The 23,766-nt window shown below is 69.6% G+C and carries 19 protein-coding genes; 10 read left to right on the forward strand and 9 right to left on the reverse strand.

Features of this window, described 5'->3' with window-relative positions; all coding sequences use genetic code 11:
- Positions 1–50 precede the first annotated feature (50 nt).
- The 3 genes from sucB to RBS60_RS05815 all read left to right on the forward strand — a co-directional run bounded on the left by sucB (position 51) and on the right by RBS60_RS05815 (position 2,935).
- Complete coding sequence (sucB, locus tag RBS60_RS05805; RefSeq protein ID WP_307956581.1) at positions 51–1,796, forward strand: 2-oxoglutarate dehydrogenase, E2 component, dihydrolipoamide succinyltransferase; 1,746 nt, start codon at positions 51–53, stop codon at positions 1,794–1,796.
- Positions 1,797–1,962: 166 nt separating this feature from the next.
- On the forward strand, positions 1,963–2,343 hold the full coding sequence (locus RBS60_RS05810) for a hypothetical protein (protein WP_307956582.1): 381 nt from the start codon (positions 1,963–1,965) through the stop codon (positions 2,341–2,343).
- Between the two features lie 166 nt (positions 2,344–2,509).
- Positions 2,510–2,935, forward strand: a complete 426-nt coding sequence (locus RBS60_RS05815; RefSeq protein WP_307956583.1) for an OsmC family peroxiredoxin — start codon at positions 2,510–2,512, stop codon at positions 2,933–2,935.
- Between the two features lie 192 nt (positions 2,936–3,127).
- Here the strand turns inward: RBS60_RS05815 and RBS60_RS05820 are convergent, their stop codons facing one another.
- Positions 3,128–6,841 (reverse strand): S41 family peptidase, encoded by a 3,714-nt coding sequence (locus RBS60_RS05820; RefSeq protein ID WP_307956584.1) that lies wholly within the window; start codon positions 6,839–6,841, stop codon positions 3,128–3,130.
- Between the two features lie 107 nt (positions 6,842–6,948).
- On the reverse strand, positions 6,949–8,823 hold the full coding sequence (locus RBS60_RS05825; RefSeq protein WP_307956585.1) for a serine/threonine-protein kinase: 1,875 nt from the start codon (positions 8,821–8,823) through the stop codon (positions 6,949–6,951).
- A gap of 116 nt (positions 8,824–8,939) precedes the next feature.
- Between RBS60_RS05825 and lipB the strand changes: the two genes are divergently transcribed.
- The 3 genes from lipB (at position 8,940) to RBS60_RS05840 (ending at position 11,426) form a co-directional block, all read left to right on the forward strand.
- Positions 8,940–9,608 carry a lipoyl(octanoyl) transferase LipB gene (gene lipB, locus RBS60_RS05830; protein ID WP_307956586.1) on the forward strand — a complete coding sequence of 223 codons (669 nt, stop codon included), beginning with the start codon at positions 8,940–8,942 and terminating at the stop codon, positions 9,606–9,608.
- Positions 9,605–10,615, forward strand: a complete 1,011-nt coding sequence (lipA, locus tag RBS60_RS05835) for a lipoyl synthase (protein ID WP_307956587.1) — start codon at positions 9,605–9,607, stop codon at positions 10,613–10,615. The genes lipB and lipA overlap by 4 nt, the downstream gene beginning before the upstream one ends.
- Before the next feature lie 91 nt (positions 10,616–10,706).
- Positions 10,707–11,426, forward strand: a complete 720-nt coding sequence (locus tag RBS60_RS05840; RefSeq protein WP_307956588.1) for a DUF4191 domain-containing protein — start codon at positions 10,707–10,709, stop codon at positions 11,424–11,426.
- Between the two features lie 151 nt (positions 11,427–11,577).
- Here the strand turns inward: RBS60_RS05840 and RBS60_RS05845 are convergent, their stop codons facing one another.
- Entirely contained in the window at positions 11,578–12,012 is a 435-nt protein-coding gene (locus RBS60_RS05845) for an RDD family protein (protein ID WP_307956589.1), read from the reverse strand.
- Positions 12,013–12,279: 267 nt separating this feature from the next.
- Here RBS60_RS05845 and glnA point away from each other — a divergent pair, with 267 nt between their 5' ends.
- Positions 12,280–13,704 carry a type I glutamate--ammonia ligase gene (glnA, locus tag RBS60_RS05850; protein ID WP_307956590.1) on the forward strand — a complete coding sequence of 475 codons (1,425 nt, stop codon included), beginning with the start codon at positions 12,280–12,282 and terminating at the stop codon, positions 13,702–13,704.
- A gap of 140 nt (positions 13,705–13,844) precedes the next feature.
- Here the strand turns inward: glnA and RBS60_RS05855 are convergent, their stop codons facing one another.
- The 3 genes from RBS60_RS05855 to RBS60_RS05865 are packed head-to-tail and all read right to left on the reverse strand — an operon-like array spanning position 13,845 to position 18,621.
- The gene (locus RBS60_RS05855) at positions 13,845–14,171 is read right to left on the reverse strand and encodes a cupin (protein ID WP_307956591.1); all 327 of its coding nucleotides are present in this window, start codon (positions 14,169–14,171) and stop codon (positions 13,845–13,847) included.
- Positions 14,172–14,208: 37 nt separating this feature from the next.
- Positions 14,209–17,271, reverse strand: coding sequence for a bifunctional [glutamine synthetase] adenylyltransferase/[glutamine synthetase]-adenylyl-L-tyrosine phosphorylase (locus RBS60_RS05860; RefSeq protein WP_307956592.1), 3,063 nt, complete (start codon positions 17,269–17,271; stop codon positions 14,209–14,211).
- A gap of 9 nt (positions 17,272–17,280) precedes the next feature.
- Complete coding sequence (locus RBS60_RS05865; RefSeq protein WP_307956593.1) at positions 17,281–18,621, reverse strand: glutamine synthetase family protein; 1,341 nt, start codon at positions 18,619–18,621, stop codon at positions 17,281–17,283.
- A 76-nt stretch (positions 18,622–18,697) separates the two neighbouring features.
- Between RBS60_RS05865 and panB the strand changes: the two genes are divergently transcribed.
- A complete protein-coding gene (gene panB / locus RBS60_RS05870) occupies positions 18,698–19,582 on the forward strand; it encodes a 3-methyl-2-oxobutanoate hydroxymethyltransferase (RefSeq protein ID WP_307956594.1) in 885 nt (294 codons plus the stop codon).
- A gap of 13 nt (positions 19,583–19,595) precedes the next feature.
- Here panB and RBS60_RS05875 read toward each other — a convergent pair whose 3' ends face one another.
- On the reverse strand, positions 19,596–19,784 hold the full coding sequence (locus RBS60_RS05875) for an SPOR domain-containing protein (protein ID WP_307956734.1): 189 nt from the start codon (positions 19,782–19,784) through the stop codon (positions 19,596–19,598).
- A gap of 97 nt (positions 19,785–19,881) precedes the next feature.
- Between RBS60_RS05875 and map the strand changes: the two genes are divergently transcribed.
- Together map and ppgK are read left to right on the forward strand one after the other, a co-directional pair.
- Positions 19,882–20,760, forward strand: coding sequence for a type I methionyl aminopeptidase (gene map / locus RBS60_RS05880; protein ID WP_307956595.1), 879 nt, complete (start codon positions 19,882–19,884; stop codon positions 20,758–20,760).
- 72 nt (positions 20,761–20,832) lie between these two features.
- Positions 20,833–21,636, forward strand: coding sequence for a polyphosphate--glucose phosphotransferase (gene ppgK / locus RBS60_RS05885; protein WP_307956596.1), 804 nt, complete (start codon positions 20,833–20,835; stop codon positions 21,634–21,636).
- A gap of 135 nt (positions 21,637–21,771) precedes the next feature.
- On the opposite strand, the gene nrdR is transcribed toward ppgK, so the two are convergent.
- Positions 21,772–22,233 carry a transcriptional regulator NrdR gene (gene nrdR, locus RBS60_RS05890; RefSeq protein ID WP_307956597.1) on the reverse strand — a complete coding sequence of 154 codons (462 nt, stop codon included), beginning with the start codon at positions 22,231–22,233 and terminating at the stop codon, positions 21,772–21,774.
- Between the two features lie 110 nt (positions 22,234–22,343).
- Positions 22,344–23,741, reverse strand: coding sequence for a histidinol dehydrogenase (gene hisD / locus RBS60_RS05895; RefSeq protein ID WP_307956598.1), 1,398 nt, complete (start codon positions 23,739–23,741; stop codon positions 22,344–22,346).
- Positions 23,742–23,766: the final 25 nt, after the last annotated feature.

Below are 23,766 nucleotides of genomic sequence, written 5' to 3' on the forward strand. Positions count from 1 at the left end.
CCGACGCAGACACCATTCGCACAGAGAAGAATCTAGGAGCACGGGCACCCATGTCTGAATCCGTTACCCTTCCGGCCCTCGGTGAAAGCGTCACCGAAGGAACCGTCACCCGCTGGCTCAAGCAGGTCGGCGACCGAGTCGAGGTCGACGAGCCCCTCGTCGAGGTCTCCACCGACAAGGTCGACACCGAGATCCCCTCCCCCGTCGCGGGTATCCTCGAGCAGATCCTCGTCGCCGAAGATGAGACTGCCGAGGTCGGCGCACCCCTGGCCATCATCGGCGACGGCGCATCGGCGCCTGACGCCCCTGCGGCACCCGCCGCCGAGCAGGCCCCCGCGGCGCCCGAGGCTCCGGCTGCTGCTCCCGCGCCAGCCGCTGCTCCCGCGCCGGCCGCTGCTCCCGAGCCCACCACCGAAGCTGCCTCCACCGCCCCGGCCGAGGGGCACGAAGTGAAGCTCCCCGCCCTCGGTGAGAGTGTCACGGAAGGCACCGTGACCCGCTGGCTCAAGGCCGTGGGCGAGACCGTCGAGGTCGACGAGCCGCTCCTCGAGGTCTCCACCGACAAGGTCGACACCGAGGTCCCCTCGCCGGTCGCCGGTACCCTGCTCGAGATCAGGGTCGCAGAGGACGAGACCGCAGAGGTCGGCGCCGTGCTCGCCGTCGTCGGCTCCGGTGCTCCGGCAGCCCCGGCTCCCGCTCCCGCCGCCGCACCGGCACCCGAGCCCGCCGCCGCACCGGCACCCGCTGCGGTCCCGGCACCGGCCACCCCGGCTGCACCGGCTGCTCCTGCTGCACCGGCTCCGGCCGCCGCGCCTGCGCCGGTCGCAGCGGCGCCTGCCGCGCCTGCCGCTCAGGGCACCGAGTCGGGCTACGTCACACCTCTCGTGCGCAAGCTGGCCAACCAGAACGGCATCGACGTCACGAGCCTCACCGGCACCGGCGTCGGCGGCCGTATCCGCAAGCAGGATGTCCTGGCTGCGGTCGAGGCAAAGAAGGCGGCTGCAGCTCCGGCTGCCACGCCCGCCCCGGCCGCGGCTGCGTCCAAGGAGGCCTCCGCGGCTCCTGCGTCATCGCTGCGCGGCACCACGGAGAAGGCGCCCCGCATCCGCCAGGTCATCGCACGGCGCATGCGCGAGTCCCTCGACATCTCGACGCAGCTCACGCAGGTGCACGAAGTCGACATGACCAAGATCGCGAAGCTCCGCGACCGTTCCAAGGCGAAGTTCCTCGCCCAGAACGGCGTGAAGCTCACGTTCCTGCCGTTCATCGCGAAGGCCGTTGCCGAGGCGCTCAAGCAGCACCCGAAGCTGAACGCGGAGTACAACGAGGAAACCCAGCAGATCACGTACCACAACGCGGAGCACCTGGCGATCGCGGTGGACACGGACAAGGGCCTCCTCGTCCCGGTCATCAACAACGCGGGCAACCTGAACCTTGCCGGGCTCGCGGGCCACATCGCCGACGTGGCTGCGCGCACGCGCAACAACAAGATCGGTCCCGATGAGCTCTCCGGCGGCACGTTCAGCATCACGAACATCGGCTCGGTCGGCGCGCTGTTCGATACGCCGATCATCAACCAGCCGCAGGTCGCCATCCTCGGCACCGGCGCGATCGTCAAGCGCCCCTGGGTCTCCCAGAACGCCGAGGGCGACGACGTGATCTCGGTCCGCTCGATGATGTACCTCTCGCTGACCTACGACCACCGCCTCGTTGACGGTGCGGACGCCGGACGCTTCCTCCAGACGCTCCGCGCACGCCTCGAGGAGGGCGCGTTCGAGGCCGATCTGGGACTCTGATGCGTCTCTGACGCTATAGATCCAGCCAGACGAACGACGGCGCCCGCCCCCTTTCCCGGGGCGGGCGCCGTTGCGTCGTGGCGCCCCGACATTCGTTACGCACTTGGAACGCGCTCGCCGCCGGTTTCGACGGGGGCCCGCTCGGCCCACCACTAAACTCGGGACCATGACTGTCGTCCTGAACATTGTGATTTTCCTGCACGTGGTGGGTGCGGCGATGATCGTCGGCCCATGGATCGCCAACATGAAGAGCCCCACGGTCGGCCCGCGTCAGTTCGACGGTGCCATGACGCAGCTCGTCACGGGCATCATCCTCGTGGGACTCGTGACCGTGCTCTCGAAGCAGGCAGACAGCGGCGTCGAACCCCTCACCACGAGCCTGTACATCAAGCTCACCGTGAAGTTCATCATCGCGGTAGTGGTCGGCGCGCTCGCGTTCGTGGGCAACCGACGGCGCAAGGCCGGCGAGACCGTGTCCCCTGGACTCGCGCACGGCGTCGGCGGTCTCGCGCTGCTCAACATCGCGATCGCCACGATCTGGCAGTAACGGCCATCTGTCGCTGATGCAGAGGCGCGCACCGAAGCGCCCCGATCGAAGGCCCCGTCCGCCGGCTTAATGCTCAGCGTGCGGGGCCTCGCTGTGCCTACGATGGGCCAAGACGGCGCGGTCGTTCCGTCCGCGCCGCACAACAACGATTTCGCGAGGAGCACGCGTGCCTACGATCCGCAAAGCGCACACCGTCTGGCAGGGCAATCTGTTCGAGGGCTCCGGCCAGACGACCCTCGACACGTCAGGGCTCGGCACCTACGACGTCACATGGAAGGCCCGCACCGAGGAGGCCAACGGCAAGACGAGCCCAGAGGAGCTGCTCGCCGCGGCCCATGCCTCGTGCTTCTCGATGGCGTTCAGCAACGAGCTCGACGGCGCGGGCTACAAGGCCGAGCGCATCGAGACGTCCGCAGAGGTCGGCTTCAAGGCCGGCGAGGGCATCACCGGCAGCCAGCTCACGGTCACCGCGCAGGTCCCCGGCATCGCCCAGGACGAGTTCCAGCAGATCGCCGAGAAGGCCAAGGCCGGCTGTCCGGTCAGCTCGGCCCTCTCGATCCCGATCACGCTCAAGGCCACCCTCGAGTCCTGAGCCTGGGCCAACGGCCACACCGACCCAGAACTGACACTCCTGCGGCATTGACAAGAGAGGTCCCTCCCGGAGGAGGGGCCTCTCGCCGTCTGAATCGCGCCACGTGACGGGTTCCGCCGTCACGAACGGGCTCCGCCCACGCGAGGACCGGACCCCGCCCGTGCTGGCAAGGCAAGGCCCCGCCAGCCGGGCTCAGCCCTCGTAGGCGGGCACCGCCTCGGCCTCCGCGAGGTCCTGCGGGCGCGGAGGGAGGGCCGTGGGATGCACCGAACGGTACCCCTCGCGCGCCGGGGGGCGCTGGGTCGGGATCTCGACGAGCATCTCCTTGAGCACGCCGATGCCGTGCTCAAGCTGCGGGTCGATCCCCGCGGCGTAGGCCTGCGGCGGGTACGGCACCTCGATGTCCGGCTCGACGCCGAAGTTCTCGACACCCCAGCCGATCCCTCCCTCGAACCACGTCGCGTAGCGCGGCTGGGTCACGGACGTGCCGTCGGCGAGCTTGAACCGGTTGTCGATCCCAATGACGCCGCCCCAGGTTCGAGTGCCCACCACAGGGCCGATCCCCCGCAGCTTGCCCACCTGGGTGATGATGTCGCCGTCGGATCCGGCGAACTCGTCGGCGAGGATCACGACGGGTCCGCGCGGGGCGTGCCGCGGGTACGTCCTGGGCTGCTCTCCACGCGGCATGGTCCAGCCGATCACGCGGCGGCCGATGAGCTCCGCGACGAGCTGGGACGTGTGCCCCCCGCGATTGCGGCGCACGTCGACGACGAGCGCGTCGAGCGCGGTCTCCGTGTCCAGGTCACGGTGGAGCTGAGCCCAGCCGCGAGCGCCCATGTCCGGTACATGCAGGTAGCCGAAGCGCCCCTCGGACGCCTCGCGCACGAGCCGCCGGTTGGCCTGCACCCATTCCTGATAGCGCAGTCGCTCCTCATCGCGGATGGGCACGACGGCGATCCGCCGGGTCGCCCCAGCGCGGTCGCCATGCTCGGAGCCGTTGAGCATCGTGAGTTCGACGACCTTCCCAGCCGCGCCCGCGAGCGCGATGGCGGGGCCGAAGTCGGAGGTGAGTGGCACGCCGTCCACGGCGAGAAGGCGGTCACCCGGGCGGACCCCGGCACCGGAGGAGGCGAGCGGCGACGAGGCGAGCGGGTCCGAGGATTCGCTGGCCAGGACCCTCCGCACCACCCAGCCGCCGTCGAAGTCGAACTCGCCGCCGAGACGGCCCTGTCCCCCCGCACCGGGCTCCGTCACGAGAGTCGGCGTGACGTAGGCGTGCGATGTGCCCAGCTCGCCATGCATCTCCCAGAGCAGGTCGACCAGGTCGTCGTGCGAGCCGAGCCGGGGCACGAGGGGACGGTACCGATCTCGGACCTCGTCCCAATCGGCGCCGGCCATGTCGTCGGTCCAGTAGAAATCGCGCTGGAGGCGCCAGGCCTCGTCGAAGGCCTGCGCCCAAACGGCGATCGGGTCCAGTCGGACCCGGATGCGGTCCAGGTCCACACTCACGTGCTCGCCGTGTCCGTCCTCTGCCGGCTTGTCGCTCGGCACGCTGTGGACTGAGCGTTCGCGCACGTACACGACCCGGCTGCCGTCGGCGCTGACCCTGTAGCGTTCGAGCGCGCTGACGATCGTCGTCTCGGCGCCGGTCGCGAGGTCGAGGCGGTGGAGCGTCGGAGCGGCATCCTTGTCGCTGGGCTTGGCCTTTCCCTCGCCCGTGGCGCCGGTGAGGTCCTGGGACATCCAGAGGAGGGCGTCCTTGGTAGCCGTGAGCCGAGAATAGTTGCCCTGGCGTACGGGCAGCGACGTGATGCGGTGCTGGATGCCCTCCAGATCGACCGTCACCTCGATGTGGTCCACGTGCTGCCCGGCAGGCGTGAATCCCTCGGACGCGTCGGTGCCCTCCGACGGCTCGGTGAGATAAGACTGCGCGTCGTCATGCGTGGCGGGATCGGAATCGGTGGCGGCGTCCTCGGGGGCGGACTCCGAGGTGAACTCTGCGACCCGCGGGCCGAAGGGGCTCGAGGTCGTCGCCGCGAGCGGCACAATGTACGGCTTGATGGGACTCGGGAATGAAAGATCGAATGAGTGGCCGTCGTAGACCGGATCGAAGCTGCGCCCCGAGAGGAAGGCGAGGTACTTCCCATCCGGGGTGAAGGCGGGCCATGCGTCCCAGAAGCGTCCGTCGGTCACGTCCGCGACCCGGCCCGTCTCGCGCTCGGCCAGACGCACTTTCGAACGCGCGCCGAATGCCGTCACGGGCTCGCTCCACGAGAGCCACCGCGAATCGGGGCTCCATGCGAGCTGCTCGATCGTGCCCTCCTCGACGGTGCTGAGGGTCGTCGCTGTGCCGTGCTCTGCGTCCACGAGGTAGACGTCGCCGAACGAGGTTCCGACGGCGATGAACTTCGCGTCGGGGCTCGGGACGAGCTCGGCCGGCCGGTGCGGGGACGGCAGGGCGATGCGGCGCAGGCTCGGAAGCGTGTCCGCCTCGTCCGCCGCCGGAACAGCGGTCCGCGCAGGCACGGAGTAGGACCGCAGGCTTCGCTGGCCCCCGGCGGACCCCGGCATATCCGGCGTGCGCCGAGCCGGCTCGGTCGCGTTGCCGGCCCCCTCTGCGGGGCCGCCCACGGAAACGTCGCTGCCCGCCGCAGCCCCGTCAGCGGCGCCGGCGGCGCCCTGCGCGTCGAACCCTCCGCGTCCGCGCGCCGAGACAGGCAGCGGAAGGCTGTGTGCGGTGACGTCACCGCCACCGGCCGGGGCGCCGTCGTGCGTCGTGGGCACAGTGTGTGGGGCTTCGTGGGGGGCAGCCGCGGGGTCGGCGGCGAGGCGCCGGATGAAGAGCCCTTCTTCGCCGTCGTGGTCGGCGATGAACACGACGGAGTCCGCCCCGAGGGGCCGCGCCAGGCGCGCGCGAACGCCGGGGGTCGCCTCGACGACCCGGGACGGGCCGTCGCGGTGCGTGAGCCAGTGCACGGTGCCGTGGGATTCGACCACGCTCGCGCGGCCGTCAGGAGTCGGGACAACCTCGCCGAGGTGACGGCCGACGGCGAGCGGAACCGTGCGTCGGGACGTGGAGGCCGAGGCGAGTGCCACTTCAAGACGGCGGGGCTCCGCGTCGAGGCCGTCGAGCATCCAGAGCTCCCCCGCGCTCTCGAAGACGACGCGGCGACCGTCAGTGCTCGCATGCCGCGCGTAGAAGCGGTCCAGGTCGGTGTGGCGCGCGAGATCGCCGCCGGTGCGGTCGACCGAGTAGAGGTTGCCGACTCCCTCATGGTCAGAGAGGAAGGCGATGCGCCCTCCCGCCCACATCGGGTCGGCGAGGTTCCCGTCCAGACCGGTGGCGAGACGGCGGAACTCTCCGCCGCCGTCCGGATCGATCCACAGCTTGCCCTCGGCCCCTCCGCGGTACCGCTTCCAGTGCGCAGGGTCTCGGGTCAGGACGCTCCCGACAACGACCGGACGATCGTCTCCCACGCTCGGCCCGAAGGCCACCGAGTCCACCGGTCCGTACGGGAGCTCCTCGAGCCACCCGCCGTCCACAGGGATCGAGTACGCGTGGGTGTGCCGGCCGTCCGGCTGGTTGTGCGCGCTCGTGACGACCACGCGTCCGTCCGGTGTGAACCCCTTGACGCGTGTGGTCGAGTGGCCGAACCAGCTCAGCTGGCGGAACCCGCCGCCGTCCACGTCGGCCGAGACCACCTCGGGCGCACTGCCCTGCACCACGGTCCACACAACCTTGCTGCCGTCGGGGGCGAAGCGCGGGTTGCGCGCGGGGAGGCCGAGCGACGAGAGCCGCCAGGCGCGGCCACCGGCAACCGGCGCAAGCCAGACGTCATCCTCGGCGACGAACGCCACGAGGTCCCCGTGGACGTGGGGATAGCGGAAGTAGCTGGAGCCAGTCATTCTCCGATCATAGGCAGGGCAGCGCCCCCCGCCGGGTCCGTCGGTGGCCGCCACGGCGAGTGTGACCTACATTGCATCGGAACAGTCCGTGACGCGGGTGCGGGAGGCTAGGCGGCGGCGATGCGCGCGACCTTCCAGCCCTGCTCGTCGCGCTCGAGGATGATCCTCAGCTCCTGGTCGAGGCCCGCCGGCCGCTCCCCCACCGTCACGCCGTCGCTGTTCTTGACGGTGTAGCCGCTCGTCACGATCCGCACGCGCACGACGGCGGTCTCCGCGCCCGGGGTGGGCGGCCCTGCGGACGGCAGGGAGGCCTGGCCCGTCTCCCCCCTTTCGAGGTCGGCGGAGAGGACCCGGGCGGCGAAGCCTTCGAGCCTCTGGCCGTCGGCGATGAGCCGGTCGAGGAGGGCCGCATCTGCCGATGCCGCGTAGGAGCCCTTCGCATTGACTGAATCGAGGAGCTCACGCTCGTGTCCCGCGATCGCCCGGGCGCGGATCTCGGACAATGCTTGGACGGCCTGCACGGGGTCGGCCGCGTCTGCGCCACGGCGCAGGGCCTCGGGGAGCACCGACCAGGCTGCGGGCCGCGGATAGCCGGCCTGCGCTGCGGTGCTGGCACTTCGGCCCTCGGCGCGGCTCATGCCAGGCCCGAAGGACCCGATCCACCACGCGCCGGCGAGCACCGCAGCCCCGAGAACGGCCGACCACAGCAGCCCGACCCGCAGTCGGGCACGCGAGTCGCTCCGAGGCGACGTCCGTGGGCGGCGGCGGGCTGCGGCAGCGTGCCTGCGTCCGGCACCCTGCAGACCGGAGCTCCCGGGTCCCAGACCGCCAGAACCGCTGGCCCGGGGGCGCTGGATGCCGGAGCGCTGGACGCCTGACCGCCCCATGCCTGAGCGCCCCATGCCGGGGCGCAGGAGACCGCGGGGCCAATGCCCGGCAGACAGTGGACCCCGCCTCCCGGACGGCGGCTCCCTCCGCCGCGTCTGCAGCTCCGGGAGGACGCTCGCGTCCACCGCTGGCGCGAGGTCCACGCTTGCCGGGCGCGCACTGCGCAGCACCGAACGCGCAAGCTCCTCTGCGGACGGCCGCTGCCGGGCGTCATCGCGCAGCGCTGCCTCGATGGCCGCGGCCAGCTCGGCCGGCACGTCCTCGATGATGAGCGAGAGGGGTGGTCTCTGGTCCGTCGGGGCAGGCGGCTCGCCGGTGAGGATGAACCAGGCCACCGCACCGAGTGAGAAAACGTCGCCCGCCGCGGCGAGCGTGGCGGGTCCGAGCCCGCGTGCGCGACCGGGCCGGGCGGCGTCGTGCGTGAACGGGTCCGCTCCGCCGGCCGGCCCGGCGCCTGCCGCAACCGGGTCGGAGAAGCCCGGCGTTCCGCCGCGGTTCGAAGCGGCGTCCCCGACCATTCGGCCGAGGCCGAAGTCCGCGAGCATCGGCATGCCGTCCACCGTGAAGAGGATGTTGCCCGGGGAGACGTCTCCGTGCGCGGTGCCCTCGGCGTGGAGCGCCGCGAGGGCCTGCGCGATCGGTGCCACCACGGTGATGCACTCGCCGATCGGGAGTCGGCCCCGCACCCGCAGGAGATGGCCGAGCGAACCTCCGGGGGCATAGTCGCTGAGGATCGCGATGGCATCCCGCCCCGTTCCGCCGGCGGCCTGCGCCGACATGGCCCGATGGACCGGAAGGACGTGGTCGTGCGGGCGCGCACGGGCGATCCTCACTTCCTTCTGGGCCCGGGCGAGGGCGTCGTCCAGATCGGCGCCCTCGGCACCCGCGAGCAGGACCTTCGCCGCGAACTGGCGGCCGCTCGCTGCCTCACGCACCAGCCACACCGTCCCCGCACTGCCCACGCCGAGGGGACGCACTACCTCGTGTCCGGCGAGCACCGGAATCCCGTCGGCGGGGCCCGCGGCGCCGCCCCTGGCGGGGACCTCGGCCGGATCCCCGCCCGCACCACCATGACCAGCGCTGAAAGCGTCCATGGCTCATGTCTACCCCAGATCGGGAAAGTGCCTCGGAAGTTATCCACAGGCGCCCCGGATGCGAGGCTCGTCACACTCTTCGGGAAGCTTCCGGGCCGAGGACTAAGCTTGTCCGCATGACTCTTGCGTTCACCCGGCTGGGGTTCGCGCCTGACTACGTCGAATACACCGATGGTCTGGCCGCCCAGCTCAAGCTCCACGAGGACGTGGCGGCGGGAACCGCCCCCAGCACTGTCCTCCTCCTCGAGCATTCCCCGGTGTACACCGCCGGGAAGCGCACCGAGGACCACGAGCGTCCTCTCGACGGCACCCCCGTAGTGCCCGTGGACCGAGGAGGCAAGCTCACCTGGCACGGCCCGGGCCAGCTCGTGGGCTACCCTATCGTCAGGCTCGCCGAGCCGCGCGGCGTCCGCGCCTACGTCGAGCTCCTCGAGAACGTCATGATCACCGTCATCTCGGAGTACGGGGTCAAGGCCGAGCACGTCGACGGACGCTCAGGGGTCTGGGTCCGCGCGGACGAGCGCGGCGGTGACCGGAAGATCGCCGCCATCGGCATCAGTGTGCATGAAGGGATCACGGGCCACGGCTTCGCGATCAACTGCAGCAACACCCTTGAGCCCTACGAGCAGATCATCGCGTGCGGCATCACCGATGCCGGGACCACCACGATCTCCGCCGAGTGCGGCCGGGAAGTCGGCCCGCTGGACATCGTCGGCCGGATCACGGAGGAGCTCTCCCGCCGTGCCGGCGAGTTCGTCGCCCAGACCGAAGGAGTTCCCGCGTGACCCTCGCACCCGAAGGCCGCCGCATGCTGCGCATCGAGCAGCGCAACGCCGCCGTCCCCGTTGAGCGCAAGCCGGAGTGGATCAAGGCCAAGGTCCAGATGGGGCCCGAGTTCATCCAGCTCAAGAATCAGGTCAAGAAGGAGGGGCTCCACACCGTCTGCGAAGAGGCAGGCTGCCCCAACATCTTCGAATGCTGGGAGGACAAGGAAGCCACCTTCCTCATCGGCGGCTCGGAGTGCACACGTCGCTGCGACTTCTGCCAGATCGACACGGGCAAGCCCTCCCCGCTGGACCGCTTCGAACCCACCAAGGTGGCCCGTTCGGTCCAGTCCATGGCGCTGCGCTACGCGACCGTCACGGGTGTTGCCCGCGACGACCTCGAAGACGAGGGCGTGTGGCTGTACGCCGAGACCGTCCGCAAGATCCACGAGCTCAATCCGGGCACCGGCGTCGAGATCCTCATCCCCGACTTCTCCGGCAAGCCTGAGCACATCACCGCGATCTGCGAGTCCAGGCCCGAAGTGTTCGCGCACAACGTCGAGACCGTGCCGCGCCTGTTCAAGAGCATCCGGCCCGCGTTCCGATACGAGCGTTCCCTGGACGTCATCACCCAGGGCCGCAATCAGGGCATGGTCACGAAGTCGAACCTCATCCTCGGCATGGGCGAGACCCGTGAGGAGATCTCCCAGGCGCTGCGGGACCTGCACGACGCCGGGACCGACCTCATCACGATCACGCAGTACCTGCGCCCGTCGGAGCGCCACCACCCCGTGGATCGCTGGGTCAAGCCCCAGGAGTTCGTCGAGCTCTCCCAGGAAGCCGAGGAGATCGGCTTCCTCGGCGTCATGAGCGGGCCTCTCGTGCGGTCCTCGTACCGGGCCGGCCGCCTGTGGGCCACCGCCATGCGCAAGAAGGGCTGGGAGATCCCTGCCCAGCTGGCCCACATCGAGTCCTCCGGCACCACGCGCCAGGAGGCCGCAACACTGGTCGCCGCCCACCTCGGCTGAGGCCGCGCACATCCACCGGAACGCCCGTTCTCGCTGAGAGCGGGCGTTCGGGCGTCCCGCGAGGCCGCCGGTGACTTAGAATTGAGGCACTATGGCGAAGAGCACCGACACCACGCCCTCGGACAAGGCTCCGAAGAAGGCGAAGAAGCCCAACGGCTTCCAGCAGTTCATCCAGGTCTTCCAGATGACTCGGAAGGCCGATCCCAACTCCGTGTGGCTCATGCTGCTCGTGTTCCTCGGGGTCACGGCCGTGAGCCTGCTGATCGGATTCCTCCTCGACAACTGGATCACTGGCCTCATCATCGGCGTCCTCCTGGGCGTCCTGGGTGCGGTCTTCATCCTCAGCCGGCGCGCCGAACGCGCCGCCTACTCGCAGATCGAAGGTCAGCCCGGCGCGGCCGGCGCCGCCCTCAACTCGCTTCGCCGCGGCTGGATCGTCGAGGAGCAGCCAGTGGCCGTGAACCCGCGCACGCAGGACGTCGTGTTCCGTGCGGTCGGCCGCCCCGGCGTCGTCCTCGTGTCCGAGGGCCCGAGCTCCCGCGTCCGTCCGCTCGTGGAAAGCGAGCGCAAGCGCCTCGCCCGCATCCTCCCCAACGTTCCGATCCACGTGATCGAGACAGGCCGCGACGAGGGTCAGACCCAGCTCCGCAACGTTGCCGGCGCCATGAACAAGCTCAAGCCCCAGTTGACCAAGGTCGAGGTCACCGCGGTGAACAAGCGCATCGGGTCCCTCGGCAGCAAGCTGCCCATCCCGAAGGGCATCGACCCGAACAGGGTCCGCCCCGACCGTCGCGCGATGCGCGGTCGCTGAGAAAGGCACGGAATAGCCGCACTCTGAAGCGAAAGGCCCCGGCAGGACTGCCGGGGCCTTTCGCATGCCGGGTCGCAGCCGGATCACTCTCAGCCCGATCACTTTCAGGGGGCTCGGACCGGTGACCTCAGAGGTGCGTGCAGGTGGGCTTCTAGAGGCGCGTGACGACGGTCCCCGCGGCCTTGTCGTGGATGCCGCGCTGGTCCGGGTCGAAGATCACCGCGGGGATCACGAGGCACAGCAGGAGCGTACGCAGAGCCGCCCGCGGAATCCCGACCGACCCGCCGTCGAGGCGACGCACCTTGAGGCCCGCGAGCCGGTGGCCGAGGCCGAAGCCCGCCAACCCGACGAGAAGCACCTGTTCGAAGGCGAACACGAGGAGGATCGACATCTGGCTTCCGCCGAAGAACGCGGCGGCGATCGCGTAGGACGCTGCCCAGTCAATGCATAGGGCCAGGACGCGGCGCCCCGGCCGGCCGACAGAGCCCGGTCCCGTGCGCGGCATGCCCAGCCGCCTCCCCGGGAAGTCCCCTTCAGCGAGCTGGGGGCCACTGATCCAGGATCCGATGTCTCTGCGGTCGATCATCCATCCATTCTAAGAGCGTCAGAACCCCCGACCTGCCCGGGGTCAGCGGACGACTTCTGGGCGCGGGCTGGCCCTCGGGATCACGTGCCGCTAGCGTTTACACGGGGTCGGGCCGCGTAACCTCGCCGAAACAATGCCGACATGGACGGGAAACCCCCTGTTCGTAGTGTGGTACCAGTTGCAGCGAGGCGTTCGGCGCCGCGCAGTGCATGCGCGTGCGATGATCGCGCCGGCCCGACTGTTACCACCGACGCATTAGGAGTACAGATGTTCAAATCTGCGGATGAAGTCCTCACATACATCAAGGATGAGGACGTCAAGTTCGTCGATATCCGTTTCACCGATCTCCCGGGCGTCCAGCAGCACTTCAACATCCCGGCCAAGACGGTCGACGACGACTTCTTCAAGAACGGCCAGCTGTTCGACGGTTCCTCGATCCGCGGATTCCAGGGCATCGCCGAGTCTGATATGCAGCTCATCCCGGATGTCACAACGGCGTTCCTCGACCCGTTCCGCGTCGAGAAGACCCTCGCGCTGAACTTCTCGATCGTGAACCCCCGCACGGGCGAGCCATACCACCGCGATCCGCGCGGCGTAGCAGAGCGCGCCGAGGCATACCTCGCCTCCACTGGTATCGCAGACACGGCGTTCTTCGCCCCCGAGGCCGAGTTCTTCGTCTTCGACAACGTCCAGTTCGAGTCCTCCCCGCAGGGTTCCTTCTACAAGGTCGACTCGATCGAGGCCCCGTGGAACTCGGGCCGCGAGGAAGAGGGCGGCAACCTCGGCAACAAGACGCCGTTCAAGAGCGGGTACTTCCCGGTGGCCCCCGTGGACCACCAGGCGGACCTCCGCGACGCCATGTGCCTCGCCCTCGACGCCGCAGGCCTCGAGGTCGAGCGCTCCCACCACGAGGTCGGCGCCGCTGGCCAGGCCGAGATCAACTACCGCTTCTCGACGCTCGTGCGTGCTGCGGACGATCTTCAGAAGTTCAAGTACATCATCAAGAACACGGCGCTCGAGTGGGGCAAGACCGTAACCTTCATGCCGAAGCCCATCTTCGGCGACAACGGTTCGGGCATGCACTGCCACCAGTCCCTGTGGAATGGCAGCGAGCCGCTCTTCTACGACGAGAAGGGCTACGCCAACCTCTCGGACCTCGCCCGCTGGTACATCGGCGGCCTCCTGAAGCACTCCTCCGCGGTGCTTGCGTTCACGAACCCGACGGTGAACTCGTACAAGCGCCTCGTCAAGGGCTTCGAGGCCCCGGTCAACATGGTGTACTCGCAGGGCAACCGCTCCGCCGGCATCCGGATCCCGATCACGGGCTCGAACCCGAAGGCGAAGCGCATCGAGTTCCGCGCGCCGGACCCGTCGTCGAACCCGTACCTCGCGTTCTCGGCCCAGCTCATGGCCGGCATCGACGGCATCCGCAACCGCATCGAGCCGCCGGCTCCGATCGACAAGGACCTCTACGAGCTTCCGGTCGAGGAGGCCCGCGACATCCCGAAGGCTCCGGGTTCCCTCGAGGAGGCCCTCGAGGCCCTCGAAGCCGACAACGAGTTCCTCCAGGCAGGTGGCGTCTTCACCCAGGACCTCATCGAGACGTGGGTTGCCTACAAGCGGGAGAAGGAGATCATGCCGCTCTCGCTGCGCCCGAACCCCTACGAGTTCGAGCTCTACTTCGGGGTCTGATCCTCGCACTCCCGGCGCGGCCTGTCCGCGCACGACGGCGCCCCTCGCCTCCTGCTGCCAGCCGGCGGAAGGCGAGGGGCGCCGTCGTCATCCCTGGCTTCACAGTGCCACTGCAAACGCAGACGTGTGCGGCGCCCGGGCTATCCAGCGAGGGTCGTGAGGATTCCGGCCGAGTCGCCCTCCGCGGTCACGTCGTGGCGTGGACCCGGGAGCACAGCGAGCTGGCCGGCGCTGAGGCGCAGCTCGGCGTCTCCCCCGCGCACCACGAACGTGCCCGAGAGCACCTGGAGGGTCGCGGCGACCGGCTTGGCGTGGTCGCCGAGCACTTGGCCGTCGAGAATCGCCAGGAGTGTGTGCCTCAAGTGCCCGTCGTGCAGGAGTGCCCGGGCGCTGCGGCCATGTGGGCTCTGGCGCGCCTTCTCCAGCTCGTCCGCTGCCGCGCGGCCGAGGTCGATCGTCTCATCCATCAGTCATTCCCTTCATCCGTCCGGTGCGCCGTGGGGATCACGGCTCTGCCGCGTAGAAGCGTCGCTCGAACACCTGCCGAGCCCGGCGGGTGACATTGAGATAGTGCTGCTCGAGTGCACTCGCCTGGTCCTGGGGATAACCGCACCACCGCGCCACGGCCTCGAGATCCCGGCGCGAGGACGGCAGGAGATCCGACGCCCGCCCGCTCCAGGCTACGTTCGCGCTCCGGATGCGGCTCGCGAGCCGCCACGCCTCGGCGAGGAGTTCCGCCTCGTCCGCCGGGATGAGGCCCAGCGTCGAGGCGGCCGAGAGCGCTTCCATCGTGCCGGTGCTCCGCAGCTCGGGATGCCTAGCTCCGTGCTGGAGCTGGAGCAGCTGCACGAGCCATTCGACGTCGCTCAGCCCACCGCGTCCGAGCTTCACGTGGCGGGACGGGTCCGCGCCCCGCGGCAGCCGCTCGGACTCGACCCGGGCCTTGATCCGCCGGATCTCCCGGATATCGGCGGCCGAGAGGTCCTCGGGGTACCGCACGGTATCGACGAGAGCCATGAAGTCGTGGGCCAGGCCGTCGTCGCCCGCCATGGGCCGGGCCCGCAGGAGTGCCTGGGCCTCCCACACGAGCGCCCAGCGCCGGTAGTACTCGGCGAAGGAGTCGATCGAGCGGACCAGCGCTCCATTCTTCCCTTCGGGCCGCAGATCGGCGTCAAGGGCGAGGACGCGCTCGGCCAGGACCGGAGGCTTGAGCGGCTGGGTCAGGAGAGCGGACAGGGTGCCCACGATGGACAGCGCCTGGCGCTGCGCCGCCTCGGGCTCGGCACCTGGCAGTGGCCGATGCACGTAGATGACGTCGGCGTCCGACCCATAGCCGATCTCGCGGCCTCCCTGACGCCCCATGGCGACGACGAGAACGTGGGTGAGCAGCGCGCCGTCGGCCTCCTCCGCCGCGGCCTCGGCGATCCTGAGCGCCCCGAGGACCGCGGCCTGGTCCGCGTCAGAGAGCGCGCGGCCGACCGCGTCCGGGTCGATCACCCCTGAACTGTCGGCCAGGGCGATCCGCAGGATCTCGCGCCGCCTGATAAGCCGGACAAGGCGCATGGCCGCCTCACGCTCCGTGTGACGGGAGAGCTTGGACTTGATCTCCTGCCACTGGGACTCGAGGGTCAACGGCTCGAGGTCCGCATCGCTGCCGAGCCATTTGACCGACTCCGGCGAAACCTCGAGGAGATCTGCGATGAGTCGGGAATCGGCGAGCACGTGGGAGAGGCGCTCCGCCGCAGCGGCGGAGTCCCGCAGGAGTCCCAGATACCAATGGGTCGTGCCCAAGGCCTCGCTCACACGCCGGAAGGCGAGCAGGCCGCCGTCGGGGTCCGCGCCCTCGGCGATCCAACCGAGCAGCACGGGCAGGAGCTGCCGCTGGAGCGCTGCACGCCGGCTTACGCCCGCCGTGAGGGCCTCGATGTGCCGCATGGCGCCCACGGGGTCCCTATAGCCCAGAGCAGCGAGCCGAGCCTGGGCCGCCTCCGGGGTGAGCCTCGCCTCGTCGGGGCTCAAGTTCGCCACGGTGTTGAGCAGCGGTCGGTAGAAGATGCGCTCGTGGAGCTCGCGCACACGGCGCTTGGTCCTGTGCCACGCGTCGAGGAGCTGTTCGGGGGACGGGCGTCCCGTCTCGAGGACGCCCTGCACCGAGCGCGCGAGCGCCCGCAGCGCGTCATCGGAAGTGGGCATGAGGTGGGTCCTGCGGAGCTTGGTCAGCTGCACGCGGTGCTCGAGGAGCCGGAGATACCGGTACGAGGAGTCGAACTCCACCGCGGCCGCGCGCCCGATGTAACCGCCTGCCGCGAGCGCAGCGATGGCCGACGTCGTGTCGCGGACCCTCAGCGACTCGTCGGCGCGGCCGTGCACGAGCTGGAGCAGCTGGACCGTGAACTCGACGTCGCGCAGGCCCCCCGCGCCTAGCTTGATCTGCCGGTCGGCCTCGGCCGCGGGAATGTTGTCCGTGACCCTGCGACGCATCGCCTGCACCGATTCGACGAAGCCGTCCCGGCCCGCGGACGCCCACACGAGCGGGCTCACGGCGGCCTCGTACCTCGAGCCGAGGTCGCGGTCGCCGGCAATGCAGCGGGCCTTGAGGAGCGCCTGGAATTCCCAGCTCTCGGCCCAGCGCGCATAGTAGGCCAGATGTGAATCGAGGGTCCGCACCAGGGGCCCGTCACGGCCCTCGGGCCTGAGATTCGCGTCGACCTGCCACAGCGCGGGCTCCCGCCCGGGGGACCACACCGCGCGGGCCAGGCCGCTCGCGAGCGCGGTCCCGATCGTGGCCGCACGCGTCGCGTCGACAGACGCCGAGCCAATGGACCCTGCACCGTCCGGCGAACCTTCAGCCTCGATGACGTATACGACGTCTACGTCCGAGATGTAGTTGAGTTCGCGCGCACCGCACTTGCCCATGCCGATCACGGCGAGGGCGACGGCGGCCACCTCCTCGCGCCCGAAGCTCGCCTCCGCCTCTGCTCGCGAAACCGCCAGGGCCGCCTCGAGTGCGGCGCCCGCCAGATCGGAGAGTTCCGCGGCAGCGGCCGGCAGGAAGTCCGTGGGAGATGCGGCGCCGAGGTCACGCAGGGCGAGCTCGCAGAGATGGCGCCGGTAGGCGATGCGCAGCGCCGCGTACGCCTGGGGACCCGTCGACGATGCGACGGGACGCGACGACCCGGGGTCTGCGCCCACGGAGCGCAGCAGGGACTCCCGCAGGAGCGCCGGGTCCGCCCCGACCGGTTCCGCGGAGAGGTGCGTCTTGAACACGTCGGTGTGCTCGGGGTGGCGGATGAGGAACTCGCCGAGGGCCTCGGAGGCGCCGAGCAGCCTGAAGAGCGGCTCGCTCCGGCCGATCCCAGCCTCGACGAGCTGGCGGATGTCCGGCCGGCGTTCAATAAGCCTCACGAGACCCAGGAGGGCGCCGTCCGGGTCGGGGGCTGTCGCGAGGCCCTCGAGGAGCGCCTCACCGTCAAGGCCTTCGAGCTCGCGGGCCGCGAGGAACCGCTCCGCCCTCTCCGGATCAGCCGATCCAATCGAGATGAGCCGGCGCGTCAGACTCGGGGCCACCCTGTGCTCCTAGAGGATCCCGAGGTTGCGGTGCAGCTCGTAGGGGGTGACCTCGAGCCGGTACTCGTTCCATTCCTGCCGCTTGTTCCTCAGGAAGTACTCGAAGACCTGCTCGCCCAGGATCTCGGCCATGAGCTCCGATTCCTCCATGGCGTTGACCGCGTCGTGGAGGCTCGCGGGCAGGGGCGCGTGCCCCAGCGCACGGCGCTCCGCTGAGGTCAGGGCCGAGATGTCGTCCTCGGCGGCGGCGGGAAGCTCGTATTCCTCCTCGATGCCCTTCAGACCCGCCCCGAGGAGCACCGCGTAGGAGAGGTACGGGTTGGTTGCCGAGTCGATGCCGCGGTATTCGACCCGGGCACTCGTCCCCTTGCCCGGCTTGTAGAGGGGCACGCGGACCAGGGCCGAGCGATTGTTGTGGCCCCAGCTGAGGTAGCTCGGAGCCTCTCCCCCACCCCACAGGCGCTTGTAGGAGTTCACGAACTGGTTGGTGACGGCGGTGAACTCGGTGGCATGCCGCAGGAGCCCCGCCATGAAGTGGCGTGCCGTCTTGGACAGCTGGTACTCCGCCCCAGGCTCGTGGAACGCATTGCTGTCGCCTTCGAAGAGGGAGAAGTGCGTGTGCATCCCGGAGCCCGGATGAGCCGAGAACGGCTTGGGCATGAACGTCGCGTAGCCGTTCTGCTGGATCGCGACCTCCTTCACGACGGTGCGGAACGTCATGATGTTGTCCGCCGTCTGGAGCGCGTCGGCGTACCGCAGGTCGATCTCGTTCTGGCCGGGGCCGCCCTCATGGTGGGAGAACTCGACCGAGATGCCGACGGATTCGAGCATGTTCACGACCGTGCGGCGGAAGTCCTGCGCGACGCCGCCGGGGACGTGGTCGAAGTAGCCGCCCTGGTCCGCGGGAACCGGCGAACCGTCGGGGCCGAGCTGGTCCGACTCGAGCAGGTAGAACTCGATCTCAGGGTGGGTATAGCACGTGAAGCCCATCTCGGCGGCCTTCGCGAGCGTGCGCCGCAGGACGTTGCGCGGATCGGCAAGCGAGGGTTCGCCGTCCGGTGTGAGGATGTCGCAGAACATGCGGGACGTCGGCTCGGTCTCACCGCGCCACGGAAGGATCTGGAAGGTCGAGGGGTCCGGCTGCAGCAGCATGTCCGATTCGGACACGCGCGCGAGGCCCTCGATCGAAGACCCGTCGAAGCCCAGACCCTCCTCGAAGGCCCCCTCCACCTCGGCCGGGGCGAGCGCCACCGATTTGAGCGCCCCGACCACGTCCGTGAACCAGAGACGGACAAAGCGCACGTCGCGTTCCTCGATAGTCCGGAGGACGAACTCCTGCTGACGATTCATGGGGTCTTCGCATCCTTACCGTCTGGGCCCTGCACGCTTCCCCCACTCTACTGAAGCATCGACTACTCTCGTGCGTATGGCCCCCACGAGTTCTGATGAGCAGCGCCCTGACGAGGCGGTTGCGCCCTACGGAACCGGCTCGGCCTCGACGCCGCGTACCGCACGCATCCGGGTCCACCATCTGGCCCAGGCCAAGGAACGTGGCGAACACTTCGCCATGCTCACCGCCTATGACCAATACACGGCCCGGATCTTCGACGAGGCCGGCATCGAGGTGCTCCTCATCGGCGATTCCGCTGCGAACAACGTCTACGGCCACGAGACGTCGCTGCCGGTCACAGTCGACGAACTCATCCCGCTCGTCCGCGCCGTCGCAACCTCGGCCCCGCACGCCCTCATCGTCGCCGACTTCCCTTTCGGCAGTTACGAGGCCTCCCCTGCCCAGGCCATCGCGACGGGCGTCCGTTTCCTCAAGGAGGGGCTCGCCCACGCCGTGAAGCTCGAAGGCGGGGCCTACTACGCGGACACGGTCCGCGCCATGGTCCAGGCGGGCATTCCCGTCATGGCCCATATCGGCTTCACTCCCCAGAGCGAGCACGCGCTCGGCGGGTACCGCGTGCAGGGCCGCGGCGACGACGCAGCTCGCCTCATCGAGGACGCGAAGGCCCTCGAGTCGGCCGGGGCGTTCTGCGTGCTCATGGAGATGGTGCCCGCCGCAACGGCGGCCGCGGTCGACGCCGCGCTGACGGTCCCGACGATCGGCATCGGCGCCGGCAACGCGACGACCGGCCAGGTACTCGTGTGGCAGGACATGGCCGGCCTGCGGGGCGGTCCGGGCGTCAAGGTCGCGAAGTTCGTCAAGCAGTACGCGGACCTGCGGACGGCACTCCTCGACGCCGCACGCCAGTACCATGACGAGGTGCGCACGGGGCAGTTCCCCGGACCCGAACACTCGTTCTGAGCGGGCCTATGGGTCAGTCCTTGTCGCTCCAGCCATCGCCATCGACATCTGCGGGATCCCACGCGCGGTTGCGCTCCTTGACCTTCTCGAGGGCCTTCTCGGCCTCCTCGCGCGTCGCGTAGGGTCCGATCAGCTGGGTCCAGTCGCTCTGTGCGTCCTCCTCGACCTCGTGCGTACGGACGTTGTACCAGTACTCGGCCATCTCCGCGCCCTCCTCAAGCGATGTCATCCAGCAATTTCCATCGGGTCCGGCTTGATTCTGAACCCGGATCAAACCACTCGACCAGTAGAATCACCCTATGCCTTCAGCCCCCTCCACGGCACCCGTCGGCACGCTTGTGCGTGGCACGGTGAGCCCTGTCCTGCCCGTCCCCGTTTCGATCCCACGGCCCGAGTACGCGTGGAAGAAGGCACCCGCGAAGTACACCGGGTCCAACGTCCTCACGGCGGAGAAGGTCGAGAAGGTGCGCGCCGCCAGCAAGATCGCCGCGCAGGCCATTCTCGAGGTCGGCCGGCACATCCGTGCCGGGGTGACGACTGACGAGCTGGACCGGGTGGGCCACGAGTTCCTCATAGCGCACGGTGCATACCCGTCGACGCTCGGCTACCGCGACTTCCCGAAGTCACTGTGCACCTCGGTCAACGAGGTCATCTGCCACGGCATCCCGGACTCGACCGTGCTCGCCGACGGAGACATCATCAACATCGACATCACCGCGTACAAGGACGGCGTGCACGGCGACACCAACTACACGTTCCTCGTGGGGGATGTCGACGAGGAGTCGAGGCTGCTCGTGGAGCGGACGCAGGAGTCCTTGCGCCGGGGCATCAAGGCAGTTGCCCCGGGGCGCGAGATCAACGTGATCGGCCGCGCCATCGCCGCCTACGCCAAGCGCTTCGGGTACGGCGTGGTGCGGGACTTCACCGGGCATGGCGTGGGCGAGGCCTTCCACACCGGCCTGATCATTCCGCACTACGATGCCGCGCCCGCCTACAGCACCGTGATGGAGCCGGGCATGGTCTTCACGATCGAGCCGATGCTCACACTCGGCGGCATCGAGTGGGACATGTGGGAGGACGAATGGACGGTCGTCACCCGCGACCGCAAGCGCACCGCCCAGTTCGAGCACACCCTCGTCGTCACCGACACCGGCGCCGAGGTCCTCACGGTTCCGTAGACGAACCGCCCAGCTTCACCTGCCTCACCCCAGAACCGCCTCACCCACCCTTACCCCGCGAGAGGGCAACGCATGGCCAAGAGCGAGAAGAAGAGCAAGTCCCCGCAGACCGTCATCGGCATCGACATCGGCGGCACCGGGATCAAGGGAGGCATCGTCGACCTGAAGAAGGGCAAGCTCGTCGGCGAGCGGTACCGCATCGACACGCCGCAGCCATCGACCCCCGAGGCCGTGGCGGACGTCGTGGCCGAGATCGTCGAGGAACTCAGCGGCCGTGAGGGCGCGCCCGACGCCGATACCCCAGTCGGCGTGACGTTCCCCGCGATCATCCTGCACGGCGTGGCGCGCTCCGCGGCGAACGTGGACAAGTCCTGGATCGACTACGAGGTGGACAAGCACTTCACCGAGCGCCTCGGCCGCCCTGTCGAGGTGATCAACGACGCAGACGCCGCAGGCCTCGCGGAAGTGCGCTACGGCGCCGGCGAGGGCGTGGACGGGACCGTCCTCGTCATCACGCTCGGCACGGGCATCGGCTCGGCCTTCGTGTTCGACGGCAAGCTCGTGCCGAACGCCGAACTGGGGCACATCGAGATCGACGGGCACGACGCCGAGACGAAGGCCTCGGCCGTCGCGCGGGAACGCGATGGGCTCAGCTGGGAGGAGTACGCCGTGCTGCTGCAGCGCTACTTCTCGCACGTCGAGTTCCTCTTCTCCCCCGAGCTCTTCATCGTAGGCGGCGGAATCTCCAAGCGGTCAGACGAGTATCTGCCGCTGCTCAAGCTGCGCACACCGATCGTGCCGGCGAAGCTCAAGAACGAGGCCGGGATCGTGGGGGCCGCGCTTCAGGTGGCCATCCACTACAAGCTCGCGGAGTAGCCGCTTGTGACGCACGACGCCGCGGGGCCCGGCCACGCTGTCCGGGCCCCCCGGCGGCGTGCTCATGCCCCAAGGCCTGCGTGAGCGGGCCCGGGGCCTAGCGCGGCCATTCCCCGGAATCTGTCTCTGGACGCGTTAGGCCGAGGCCGCCGCCTGCTCGGCCCGAAGGACACCGATCGCGTCCTCGAAGTCGGAAAGCGACTCGAAGTCCTGGTAGACGCTCGCGAACCGCAGGTAGGCGACCTGGTCCAGTTTCTTGAGGGGGCCGAGGATCGCGAGGCCGATCTCTTGGGCCCGGATCTCGGCGGAGCCGGCGGCCCGGATGGCCTCCTCGACCTCCTGGGCGAGCAGCGCAAGGTCGTCGTCGGTCACGGGGCGGCCCTTGCAGGCCTTCCGGACACCAGTGATCACCTTGGAGCGGCTGAACGGCTCGCCTGCGCCCGAACGCTTGAGCACCGTGAGGCTCGTGGTCTCCATCGTCGTGAAACGCCGGCCGCACTCGGGGCACTGCCGACGGCGCCGGATCGCCGAGCCGTCATCTTGGAGGCGGCTGTCGACGACGCGGGAATCGGGATTGCGGCAGAACGGGCAGTACACGGCCTCAATGGTACTGACACGGTGGCCCGGACCACAAGGGCAGACCACAAGATGTAGTGCAGCCCCCCACTATGTGTAGGGGTCAGTCGTTGTCTGCGGTCCAGAGATCCTCAGAGAGCCGGAGGGCCAGAGAGCCGGAGAGCGTCGGCGAACCGGACCTCGACGGCGTCGCCGTGCGCCGGAAGGTCCTCGGCGTCGGAGAGGCTGCGGATGTGCCGCGCGACGCCGGAGAGGGCCGGCTCCGAATAGTCGATGATCTGGATCGCGCGCAGGAACGTCGTGACGTTCAGGCCCGAAGAGAACGCGGCGGTTCCCGAGGTCGGCAGCACATGGTTGGAGCCGGCACAGTAGTCGCCGAGGCTCACCGGGCTGTAGTCGCCGACGAAGATCGCGCCTGCGTTGCGGATGCGTGCGGCGATGGCCGGCGCGTCTGCCGTCATGATCTCAAGGTGCTCGGCGGCGTAGGCATCGCACACCGCAATGCCGGCGTCCAGGGTGTCCACGAGCACGACGCCGGACTGCTCCCCGGACAGCGCCTCGACCACGCGCTCCCGGTGCTTCGTCCGGGCAGCGAGAATGGCAAGCTGTTCGCGGACACGGTCCGCCAGCTCCGGCGAATCGGTCACGAGAACGCTGCCCGCGCGGGGATCGTGCTCGGCCTGGCTGATGAGGTCCGCCGCGACGAACTCGGGCCGGGCGCCGGCATCGGCGAGGATCGCGATCTCGGTCGGGCCGGCCTCGGCGTCGATGCCGACGACCCCCTTGACGAGCCTCTTGGCCGTCGCGACGAAGATGTTCCCCGGTCCGGTCACGACGTCCACCGGGGCAATCGCGGGAAGCTCGCCCGCGTCGTCGTGTGCTGCCGGAATCCCGTAGGCGAAGGTCACGATCGCCTGGGCGCCGCCGATCGCGTAGACCTCGTCGATGCCCAGCAGGGCGGCGGCGGCGAGGATCGTGGGGTGCGGGAGCCCGTCGTTGTCCTTCTGCGGCGGCGAGGCCAGCGCGATGGAGGCGACACCCGCGGCCTGTGCGGGGACGACGTTCATGACGACGCTCGAGGGGTATACCGCGAGCCCGCCGGGGACGTACAGGCCCACACGGCCGACCGGCACCCACCGCTGGGTGACCGAGGCGCCCTGAGCGGGGTGGACGGTGACGTCAGCCGGGACCTGGGCCGCGGCGAAGATCCGCGCCCTCGCAATGGATTCCTCGAGGGCGGCGCGGACCTCGGGATCGAGCCCCGCAAGAGCACCGGAGATGGCCTCGGCGGGGACGCGTGGGTGGCGCTGCCGGACGCCGTCGAACTTCGCGGCCAGCGCGGTGAGAGCGGAGAAGCCGCTCCCCCGGACCTGCGAGATGATGCCCCGGACGGCCTCCTCCACGCTCGCCCCATCGCCCGCCGTGAGGCGTGGAACCGCCGCGCGCAGTTCGGCGAGGCCGAGGGCGTGGCCCCGCAGGTCGATCGTGCGGAAGGCAGGCGAGGAAGCGGTGGTAGCGGCGGAAGTCACCGGTCCAGTCTACCGGCGCCAGCGC

Source organism: Sinomonas sp. ASV486 (genome assembly GCF_030908215.1).
GTDB lineage: Bacteria > Actinomycetota > Actinomycetes > Actinomycetales > Micrococcaceae > Sinomonas > Sinomonas puerhi.